The organism is Aeromonas sp. HMWF014 (assembly GCF_963878295.1).
Lineage (GTDB): Bacteria > Pseudomonadota > Gammaproteobacteria > Enterobacterales > Aeromonadaceae > Aeromonas > Aeromonas popoffii.
Genome location: NZ_CAWNYS010000437.1, coordinates 1 through 2,408, shown reverse-complemented (window position 1 = coordinate 2,408; position 2,408 = coordinate 1). Strand labels below are relative to the sequence as shown.

2 protein-coding genes and 1 pseudogene are annotated in these 2,408 nt (G+C 50.5%); all 3 read left to right on the top strand.

Translation table 11 applies throughout. From position 1 onward, the window contains the following. Positions 1-470, top strand: a 470-nt coding sequence (locus AAC083_RS17330) for a phosphopantothenoylcysteine decarboxylase domain-containing protein (protein WP_308811019.1), incomplete at its 5' end; no start/stop codon positions are given. A gap of 89 nt (positions 471-559) precedes the next feature. After that, positions 560-817, top strand: a pseudogene (gene dut, locus AAC083_RS17325) (dUTP diphosphatase); the annotation flags it as partial. Positions 818-946: 129 nt separating this feature from the next. Next, a complete protein-coding gene (locus tag AAC083_RS17320) occupies positions 947-2,176 on the top strand; it encodes a tyrosine-type recombinase/integrase (protein WP_108537255.1) in 1,230 nt (409 codons plus the stop codon). The last annotated feature ends 232 nt before the right edge of the window (positions 2,177-2,408 follow it).

Here is a 2,408-nt window from a genome sequence, read left to right as displayed (position 1 = left end):
GAGTAGCGCGAGTCGATGTGGAAAGCGCCGAGCAGATGCATCAGGCGGTGATGAACCGCGTGGGCAGCTGTGATCTCTTCATTGGGTGCGCCGCCGTGGCCGACTATCGCCCCGAGCAGGTCGCCGACCAGAAGATCAAGAAGACCGGCGACAACGACCAGATGGTGCTGACCCTGGTCAAGAATCCAGACATCGTCGCCGCCGTAGGAGCACTGTCAGAAAAGCCCTTCACCGTCGGATTTGCCGCCGAAACCGTGGATGTGGAACAATACGCCCTCGATAAACTGCAGCGTAAGCGGCTGGACATGATCGCCGCCAACGACGTGTCCCGCGCGGGTCAGGGCTTCAATGCCGATGACAATGCCCTGACCGTCTTCTGGCAAGGGGGGCAAGCCCCTTTGCCGCTGGCCGATAAGCTGACGCTGGCCCGTCACCTGATCGCCCTGATTGCACGCCACTACCGAGGCTAACATCCGGCAGGCGAACGATTCACGACGACACAGACCGCACTGAACATGCAGGGTCTCCACACAAGAACTCATTGAAAAACGAACTATCCATGACAACACAAATTGAATTGAAGATTCTGGATGCCCGCATCGGCACCGAGTACCCGCTGCCTGCCTATGCCACACCGGGATCTGCCGGTATGGACCTGCGCGCCCTGCTGGATGCGCCCATCACCCTGGCACCGGGCGATACCACACTGGTACCGACCGGTCTGGCCATCCACATTCAGGATCCGGCTCTGTGTGCCACCATTTTGCCCCGCTCCGGCCTCGGCCATAAGCACGGCATAGTGCTGGGCAACCTGGTGGTTATACGTCATTAATGAAGCTGTCTCATTCGTTGCATAGTAGAGAATATTGTCCTTTCAATGGTTCACATGAATTTATAAGCCGCATGGATAGAATGTCTCAATAGTCTCATCATCTGGAGCTGAGCGATGGCTGAACTGTTTTACTTTGATAAGGGCGTCTTTGATCAGCTGCCCCCAGTAGAAAGAACCAAGTTCAGGGCTCTTCTTAAGAAAAATATGATTCCAAATGGTCGGCCCTTTTTTTTGGATGACAATGGCCTGCCAGACCAGACACTCGATGGTTTTTGTAAATACCTACTCAGTCCTCAACGTGCGAGTATTCAGACTTGGAAGACATACGCCAATCAGGTCTCCATCTTCATTCGGTTTATGACTGCCCAAGGAAAATCTTGGCAACAGGCAACAAAATGTGACTTAGACCTCTACTACACCATCCGAACCAGTGGTGAATACCAGAATCAACCTGCCCTAAAAGATCGCTCATGGAATGTGGCTATAAGCGCCATTGTGCACTTGTATGAATACGCCCGTGATAACGGGTTCATCGATAGCACTCCATTCAAGTACCGACATTCGAAGGCTACGTTCGGCGGGAAACATGTAGAAACTGCTGATTTATCTGCTAAATACACTCCAGAACCCGTAAATTTTATCAGCATCACTAACTACCAACGCATCTGGCGCCCTCTTATAGCTAACGGCGAGAACTCTCAACGGAATCTGGCTTTAATTGATACCCTGATAGTCTCAGGGTTACGTATCTCAGAGTTGCTAAACCTCGACGTTCATCAGCTCCCAGATCCAGATGACCAATGCTATGCCGGACTGAAGAGTGTGACGCTTAAAGTAGTTGGGAAGGGCAAAAAAAGCCGCGATGTTCGGATTCCAAAAAGGATCGTTCGAGCAATCAGATTCTATTGTGATGAGGAAAGAGCGGAGATCCTCACGCGGGCAAAATCTAACCACACACGCAAAAAGTCCCCGAAACAATCCAGCAAAATCTTTTTAGCACGAACAGGGCGCCCTCTCTCTAGCCGCACTGTGGAGAGTTTCTTTGCTGCTATATCCAGCAGAGCTGGTATACGGCTAACCCCCCATGGCTGCCGTCATACCTTCGCTATCTATCAGCTAGATGCCATGATTAAACGTATGGCCCAAAATCTCAGGGAGCTCCGAGAGAATGGGTCCGATTCATATCGACAGATCTTGAACGACCCACTCAGAAATTTACAGAAACTGTTAGGACACTCCCACATATCGACTACCTACATTTACCTCGACTTCCTAGAGGAATCTGAGGCTCTGGTTGATGCATCCTTGGGGGATTGGACTAAATGGGAAAACGAAAATCCCTAGCCCCCCCCACTAAGCGCCCCCCTTATACTTGCAGGCAGACCTAGGGGTCTCCTACAGCAGATCACTCGACCGCAGTAATTAGAACCAGTTCGACAGTGTTGTATCCAAGATCGTGGCGGTCGGGAAGTGCCTTACGAGCGGATTACACCATTTAGAGTGAAGAGTAAACAAAAATAAATTCAATCAGATTTAGAACATAATCCCAATAAATAAACAAAACTCAGTTTTATAT

Coding starts and splice junctions, on each gene's coding strand:
- AAC083_RS17320 (WP_108537255.1), top strand. CDS start 947: ATGGCTGAACTGTTTTACTTTGATAAGGGCGTCTTTGATCAGCTGCCC.